Raw genomic sequence first — 7,625 nt, forward strand, 5'->3', positions numbered from 1 at the left:
AGAAGACAGATTTGGAGGGAGCAATGATTGAACTTTTTGAAGATCCCAGATTAGACAAGCCGTCGGACCAGCCCGCTCCGGCCAGTTTAGTTAAGTTTAGACAAATTTCCCAGGACGCCCTACAAGGCGCCGGCGAGGCACGCATTAAAGCCCAGAAAGACAAAGGCAAGATGACCGCCCGCGAACGCATTTCTTACCTGCTGGATAAAGACAGTTTTTTAGAAATTAAAAGTTTAATGGAAAGTTCTTGCAGCGACTTTGGTATTAAAGATAAACATATCAAAGGCGACGGTGTCATTACAGGCTTTGGCCGCATTAACGGCCGCGAAGTGGCTCTATTTGCGCAGGACTTTACGCAACTGGGCGGTTCCCTCGGGTTGGCGCACGCCAAAAAAATTGCCGCGCTAATGGACCGCGCTTTGGAAGCAAAAATACCGGTTATCGGTTTGTATGATTCCGGCGGTGCCCGTATTCAAGAGGGTGTGGATAGTTTAAACGGTTATGGCGAAATTTTTTACCGCAACGTCAAAGCCTCCGGCGTAATTCCGCAGATTTCTGTTATTTTGGGTCCCTGCGCAGGCGGTGCGGCCTATTCTCCGGCACTTACCGATTTTATTTTTATGGTGGAAGGTATCAGCCATATGTTCATTACGGGGCCGGGTGCGGTAAAAGCGGCCACCGGCGAAGAAGTGGATTTTGATACATTGGGCGGTTCCCGTCCGCACAGCGAAAAGAGCGGCGTTTGCCAGTTTGTCGCCAAATCGGAACAGGACTGCTTCCGCCAGGTGCGTGAATTGCTGTCTTTCCTGCCGCAAAACTGCGAGGAAAACCCGCCGTTGGATACCACCAGCGATTTGGCTTCCCGCCAAGTTCCCGTATTGGAACGTGTGTGCGAAATGGACCCCAAAAAGGCTTTCCGCATCCACCACGTTATTTGGCGCTTGGCAGACGATTTCGGTTTTTTTGAAATTCACCAAAACTTTGCCAAGAACGTAGTTACCGGATTTATCCGTTTAGGCGGGCAAGTGGTGGGCGTAGTGGCCAATAACCCGGCCTGCCTGGGCGGTGCATTAGATAGTGATGCGAGCGACAAGGCCGCGCGCTTTATCCGCTTTTTAAATGCGTTTAATATCCCGCTCTTGACGTTGGTGGACACGGGAGGATATCTCCCCGGGGTGCAGCAGGAACACGGTGGTATTATCCGCCACGGCGCGAAATTATTATATGCGTATTCCGAAGCCTCTATCCCCAAAGTTACGCTTGTGTTGCGCAAAGCCTACGGCGGCGCCTATATTGCAATGGGCTCCAAATATTTGCGCGGGGATTTCAACTTTGCGTTCCCCAGCGCGGAAATTGCCGTAATGGGACCGCGCGGTGCGGTGGAAATTTTGTACTCGCGCGATTTAAAGGCCGAGCAAGATCCCGCCAAAAAAGAAGAACTCAAACAAAAAATGACCCAGCAGTATTCCGACAAGTTCGCTTCACCTTATCAGGCGGCGACTAATGGGTCTATTGACGAGATTATTGAGCCTTCCGACGCACGCAGCAAGATTATCCGCGCCTTTGCGGTGCTTAGAGGAAAACGCGACCCGCGTAAAAATCCGCATAAGGGCAATATCCCGCTGTAATCAAGCGGTTTACGACTTCAATATAAAAACCCTCTGTTCTGTTTGCAGAGGGTTTTACTTTTGTGTTTTCCGCTGCCGTTATCCTAAAAGGGGTGTCGGCCCATAGAGTTTAGAAATTGGTGTATATTAGGGGTCATCCTAAACTTGTTTCAGAATCTATCGCGCGAGTTGTTAAATAAAATAGAATACTACCCAAACAATAGGTCCTGAAATAAATTCAGCCTAACTGTTAGTTTATTGTTCAAAGAGTAATTTTTTGCTAAAATAAAAATGTATCATAAAAACAAAAAGAGGAGTCTTATGAAAAACGTGACGATGAGCCGTTTGGGCGGTTTTACACTTATTGAATTGTTGGTGGTTGTGCTTATTATCGGTATTTTGGCGTCGGTGGCGTTACCCCAGTACAATAAGGCGGTAGCCAAAGCCCGCGCGGCTGAAGTGTGGACGCTTACTAAATCGTTTTTTGATGCCGGGGGCGGTGTTGGATCAGCATATAATATAAGTTGGTATGCATACAATAATACGAGGTACCCCACTTTGAATTTTAAATCTATCAAGGGATTGTCTGGAATGGAACTATCAGTGTTTGTTGGCTGTGGAAATTATGGTCAAAATCTTCAACTCGTTTATGAATGCAAGGGACATAAGTTTTGTAAAAGTGTACTGCCATGTAGCAACCCGGATTCTGGAACCAATGCTGCCTCGTGTAATTTGCCATTTTAATTATTATGTCTAAAAAACTTTTTGTTTGCGCCTGCCTGCTGTTTATTGGGGCAGGCGTTATTATGAGATTTGCTTTCCTGTCCGTACCGTACGAATACGACGAATTGTTCACTGCCGTAACGGCTAACCCGGCGCTTCCTCTTTCTTGGATTTGGACTCATTGTCTGCTGGTGGACGTACATCCCCCGTTGCACAATGTGCTATTGTGGGCCTATAACCATGTGGGGCCATATGGACCGGAGATATGGCTCCGCTTACCTAGCGTGGTGTGCGGGCTGGCGGCCTTGGCTTTGGGGTGGTGTATGTTTCCGCGGCGCTTTGGCAAAACGGCGCGGTGGCTGTTTATGGCACTGCTGACTGGCAATTTTTATGTTATATTCTATTCCCAACATGCGCGGGCCTATGCCCTGATGTTGGCGCTTGCGGTGCCGATTACTTTTTTGTTTCTGCAAATTTCTCTCCTTCTTCGCAAAGGCCGCGTGGTGCCGCGTAAATTGTGGCTATGGTGGGGAATACTGTTGGTGTTACTGGGGTGGAGCCATTATTTTGGGATGCTGTTTTTCGGCATTACGTCGGGGCTTTTGGCCGTGCAGGCACTGCATAGCCGCAAAAATATCACTTGGGCGCTCCTTTTGCCGTGCGTGGTGTTTGTCTGTTTCCTGCCGTGGCTCGTGCCGAATCTGTTGTATAACGTGGGGCAAAACCGCTTTGGCGGAAACTGGTGGGCCGATAAGGTCCCCGGGATATTTGTTTGGATGAACTTAATATCCTTCTTTTTTGCGTATACGGTGGCGTTTTTGGTATTGGGCGTATTGGTGTTGTCCGGATGGGTGTGGAATTACGAAGATTTTAAACGCCACAAACGCTTCCCGTTCCAACGGGAACTCCTGCTGCTGTTGGTTTTACTGGCGGGCGTGTTTGGGTTTGTGGGGCTTTTGTACTTTAAAATTTATTTGTGGTTTGGGCGTTATTTTATGGAAATAATGCCGGCACTGTTTTTGTTTGTGGCACTCAGTGCGGCACGGGTGGTGCGGCACAGCCGGGTGGCTAAACTGATTTTTATCGTATATTTGGGAATGATTGGCGTGCAGACGGCGTCTAATTGGCGGCTACTTGTTTATTCGCATTATTTTCCCTCGCGCATTTCCGCACAGTTCTACCGCGACCACGCCCCGAAAAAGGAACTTTTTGTAATAGCTGTGGAGGCATTTCCACCGGAGGCATTGGAAGCTATGTACGGCTTTTACCCCAACCAAATGTACCGTATGAATGCGCGGGTGACGGAACTATACCATTTGGACGAAGAAGCCCGCGACGAGGCCTTAAAGCGGCGGGCTGGGGCCTTGATTTGGATGCCTAACTGTGACATCGTAAAACTGAGCCGCGTTTCCAAGGAGTGGAACCGTGCTATTGCCCTGGAAGGCAAATTGGGAAGTTCCTGCTTTCTGCAACTTTCGGACAAAAACGTGGCGGCCGACCCTGCCTGGAACAAGCGCAAACTAAACTGGGCGGACTTGGCTCACTAAAACTTTTTTGGTAAAAAAGTGCTTCGGCGGATATGTGGCCCGCATACATTTCGCCCGCAACAACTCCGGGCGTAAACCCAGGGAGTTTATAAATAAACTACCCCCGGCGGGATATTGTTTTAGACGGGATGCTGACAATTTTGCTGACAAAAAAATAACTAGGCCTAGCCTATCTTGGGCAACTGGTAAATGGCGGATTGTAAATCTGCCGGTGCTAGATGGGCATAAATTTCTGTCATTTGTATAGAACTGTGCCCCAGTAATTTACTTACGCGGTACAGGTCAACACCTGCTTGTACCAAATGACTGGCAAAGGTATGCCGCAATTTGTGAAGCCCACACTTAAAGGGTAATTTTTCTTTGGTCATTTTTAGGTAATAGGCTGTTAGAAAATACTTTGAATTACGAGCCTCACCCACATTAACCACATACGGACTTCCTTTTGTGGCAAGTTTTTGGGACTCTTGTAAGGCTTTTAATAAATCTTGCGCTATGGGCACATAGCGATGCCTTTCGGTCTTATTTGGCGCCACATAAATCTGATTATTCTTAAAATCCACGTCCGCCCATTTGAGCGCGGCAATTTCCCCACGACGCAGACCGGCCCGGCAACCCAGCAGAACGACAAGTTGCCAGTCGGCATTAAAGATTTTTAGAATTTGTTTTATTTCTTCCGGCGTGTGATATTCCACGCGCCCCTTGGACTCCTTGAATTTGGAAACCTTGCGCCAATTTTGCGGAGGAATAAGGTCCCAAAATTCTGCCTGCCGCATGGCGGTTTTAACAGCACGGATAGCACGGTTTAGCCCCGGAGCCAGCGGCCCTTTTATTTTTGATTTCAAAGTAATGGCACACTCGTCCAAAACGGCAGGCGTGATTTCATCCAAGAACTCAATGCCGGGCTTGAAGGCCAGCAATTTTTTAAGGCCGATTTCAAAATGCCGTGCAGTATCCGGCTTGCGGGTAGCCGCTAAAAACGCCCGATAACGCGCCAAGAATGACTCAAACGGCATGCGAACCGTGTCGGCAGATTTGCGGCGCGTAAGGAACTCCCCTTCTTTGATAGCGGCGACGTTGCGGTTTTTTGTTTCTAACGATTTACGCACGCGGCGACCGGATGGGTCCGTATAGGACACATACCACATGCCGGTGCGCTTGTCTTTGTATAGGGCCATAAACTACCCCCTTTTGTTTCGTATATACCTATGAAGCGCGTTTATGTACCGCTCGCAGCCGAGCATATTTCCATTGTAATCATAACCGCGAATCATACCATTCTCGGTGGCGATTTTTATCGTACAATTTGCCGAAACTACGCTGTTTTGATACGTCGTAATATTTCCATAATAGGGCGTCATACCAACGTTTCCATAGACATTGCTATACGACGTGGTGGGAATAACAGCGGTTCCACTGGTCCCCCACACATAAATCAGCTGGTCGCCGACAGGATAAGAGCCGTCCGGGTATCCAAGCGCACTAAACGCTTCTTCAATACGGCTGCCGGATAATTCCGTCAAGTCCTTGTTAAGCATACCGAACGAAGCGCAACCGCACAACAGCGCGGCACAAAACAAATAAATATATTTTTTCATATACACCTCCTAGCGGCTAATATACCAAGACCCGCTTTGACTTGCGTCAATTTGGCCCCACACATTCACACCGTAGTGAGCAATAGAGTGGAGCGAACACGCTATCCAAATTTGGACCAGCAAAAACACAGCAACAACAATCCATTTAACGGCTTTCATTTTTACCCCCACACTTCACGGTCCGTGCGCGACCAATAGCCAATAATAAGGCCGAAGATTTCCAACTCGCTCGGAACGAACGGTTTATATTTGGGGTTCAAAGAAACAAGCCGGACGCCGTCCTTTGTCTTTTTAACGATTTTCATGCAAACGCCGTTCTCGGTACGTACGAACATGGGCCGACCGTCCAAGGGCTCTTTCATTTTGCGGATAACGCAATAATCGCCCTTGCGAATATTCGGTTCTAAACTATCGCCTATACAGCGGATGACGTAGTCCGCGCCCGGAAAGAGAAAGCGCGGAAAGTCAACAAACTGCTCCACGTCGCGCTCGCTATATTCCGGCATACCCGCCGGAACATCCGCCAAAATAGGCAGCGTAACTGTATTATTAGGCGTAAGCGGTGCACCCTGCACCGAAGACAGCGGAGCGAACTCGTCGGATTTTTCCTTGATGCCAAAGGCAGAAAGCACGTCGGCAGGGCTGCACCCAACCAAACGTGATATGGCGAGAACGTACTGCTCGCTGGGCTTGGCCTTACCGTCTAGCCAGCGGCTGACAGAAGACTCTCCAATGCCCAATTTGCGAGCAAGATTTGCCTGCGCACCGCGCAAAATCCCACCGTTTGCACGTTTTAGAAGTTCTTTTGTTTCCATATTTTGCACCCCATTTTATCGTCGGAAAATAAAATTTTCCCAAAATAATGCTTGACTTCTTGCTTAAACTTGTGCAAAATATAACAAGCAAGAACAAGCAAGAAAGCGAGGCAGTACAAAAATCCAACGGTGCCCACAACACCGAAGGTCCCCAAAAAGGGGAGTGTAGCGCAAGACCATAGAGCTTTTTTATTTGTAGTACATACCAGATTGCCAAAACGCTCTATGGTTGCGGCACACGCGCAGACAGCAGGAAGCCAACAGCTTCCGCCCTTGTGGGGGGTCAATGGTCTGCGCGTTTTTTTATATGCCTATTCATAGTATATGTAATAACTTGCGCAAAATCAAGCAAGTTTAGGAAAGATTAGGAAATTGCGGCGGTAAGATATGACCAAACAAGACAAGCAAAAGACGCTACCACTTAAAGATGTTGCCGGGCTTTTATGCCTGAGCGACCGGCGGGTACGCGACCTGGCGGAAGCGGGCAAGATACCCGGAGGCATAAAATTGAAAGGCCTTAAAAAATGGGTATTTTCCACGAAAGCCATTGAAAATTATATGGGCGTGAAATTGGAGGATTTATGAAGAAATTTGCAGCGAACTTTTACCACACTTTAACCACGCCGGAAGAGTGGAGCATTGTTTCCCTTTTGCTGGTGGGTGAAGCGGCAGCCTTTTTGATAGCGGTGCTGGCCGGAGCGGCGTTTGACGCACAGTTTTAACAATTTGAACGGGGGTACAGAAGCGCCTCCTTAATACAAGCCCCGCGGCTCCGACGGCGTATCGGAGCGTTGGACGGCCCAACACCCTGTGCCGGTTGTTCTTTACAGAGCAGTAAGTATGGCTTAACCCTTGACGGCGTGGACACACTGGCACACCCGGCAGAGTGAGGGAGCAGCCCGCCCCATATGGGGCCATGTGCCGGCCCGGCGGCACGATTAAGGGAAAAGGTCTTACTGAGGGGAGGGCCTTCCACCCCTACCGGGACGTTTTCAAAATACCAACAGGAGAATATATGGCAGAACAAAACCAAGATATGCAGGCTGTTATCGCCCAAGCGTTGCAAGGTGCGATGGCACAGATGAAGCAAATGCAGGCTCCGGCGGCTGTTCCTATGCCGTCCGCCGCGCCTATGGCTCCGGCGGCGCAGAGTTTTGGCGTTCCGGCTTTGACGGGTTGGAGCGTGCCGGTGGAACAGGAAATCAGCGGTATGACGGTAACGTTATATCTTAACTTTCCGGCGGAAACTTTCGCGCAGGCCCCGAATATCATCATGACGCTCGTGAACCAAGGTTTCCAAGTCCGCGCCTACCAAAAGAATAACGGCGGTTGGGGCGG

The 7,625-nt window shown here is 49.0% G+C and carries 10 protein-coding genes; 6 read left to right on the forward strand and 4 right to left on the reverse strand.

The window, feature by feature from the left end; all coding sequences use genetic code 11:
• The first annotated feature begins 23 nt into the window (after window positions 1-23).
• From ACZOTW_RS03980 to ACZOTW_RS03990, 3 genes are all read left to right on the forward strand, one after another.
• Window positions 24-1,628, forward strand: a complete 1,605-nt coding sequence (locus tag ACZOTW_RS03980) for an acyl-CoA carboxylase subunit beta (RefSeq protein ID WP_177745748.1) — start codon at window positions 24-26, stop codon at window positions 1,626-1,628.
• 300 nt (window positions 1,629-1,928) lie between these two features.
• Window positions 1,929-2,351, forward strand: coding sequence for a type IV pilin protein (locus ACZOTW_RS03985; protein WP_483997549.1), 423 nt, complete (start codon window positions 1,929-1,931; stop codon window positions 2,349-2,351).
• Window positions 2,352-2,356: 5 nt separating this feature from the next.
• On the forward strand, window positions 2,357-3,877 hold the full coding sequence (locus ACZOTW_RS03990; protein WP_483997550.1) for a glycosyltransferase family 39 protein: 1,521 nt from the start codon (window positions 2,357-2,359) through the stop codon (window positions 3,875-3,877).
• A gap of 164 nt (window positions 3,878-4,041) precedes the next feature.
• On the opposite strand, the gene ACZOTW_RS03995 is transcribed toward ACZOTW_RS03990, so the two are convergent.
• The 4 genes from ACZOTW_RS03995 to ACZOTW_RS04010 are packed head-to-tail and all read right to left on the reverse strand — an operon-like array spanning window position 4,042 to window position 6,287.
• A complete protein-coding gene (locus ACZOTW_RS03995) occupies window positions 4,042-5,052 on the reverse strand; it encodes a tyrosine-type recombinase/integrase (RefSeq protein ID WP_483997551.1) in 1,011 nt (336 codons plus the stop codon).
• Between the two features lie 3 nt (window positions 5,053-5,055).
• Window positions 5,056-5,472, reverse strand: a complete 417-nt coding sequence (locus tag ACZOTW_RS04000; protein WP_483997552.1) for a hypothetical protein — start codon at window positions 5,470-5,472, stop codon at window positions 5,056-5,058.
• Between the two features lie 9 nt (window positions 5,473-5,481).
• A complete protein-coding gene (locus tag ACZOTW_RS04005; RefSeq protein ID WP_483997553.1) occupies window positions 5,482-5,631 on the reverse strand; it encodes a hypothetical protein in 150 nt (49 codons plus the stop codon).
• A 2-nt stretch (window positions 5,632-5,633) separates the two neighbouring features.
• Window positions 5,634-6,287 (reverse strand): LexA family protein, encoded by a 654-nt coding sequence (locus ACZOTW_RS04010; protein WP_483997554.1) that lies wholly within the window; start codon window positions 6,285-6,287, stop codon window positions 5,634-5,636.
• Between the two features lie 387 nt (window positions 6,288-6,674).
• On the opposite strand from ACZOTW_RS04010, the gene ACZOTW_RS04015 reads away from it, so the two are divergent.
• The 3 genes from ACZOTW_RS04015 to ACZOTW_RS04025 form a co-directional block, all read left to right on the forward strand.
• On the forward strand, window positions 6,675-6,872 hold the full coding sequence (locus tag ACZOTW_RS04015; RefSeq protein WP_428057229.1) for a helix-turn-helix transcriptional regulator: 198 nt from the start codon (window positions 6,675-6,677) through the stop codon (window positions 6,870-6,872).
• Window positions 6,869-7,009, forward strand: coding sequence for a hypothetical protein (locus tag ACZOTW_RS04020; RefSeq protein WP_428057227.1), 141 nt, complete (start codon window positions 6,869-6,871; stop codon window positions 7,007-7,009). Before ACZOTW_RS04015 ends, ACZOTW_RS04020 begins: the two co-directional genes overlap by 4 nt.
• A gap of 293 nt (window positions 7,010-7,302) precedes the next feature.
• On the forward strand, window positions 7,303-7,625 hold a 323-nt coding region (locus ACZOTW_RS04025), incomplete at its 3' end, for a hypothetical protein (RefSeq protein WP_483997555.1).

The organism is Candidatus Avelusimicrobium sp. (assembly GCF_056976295.1).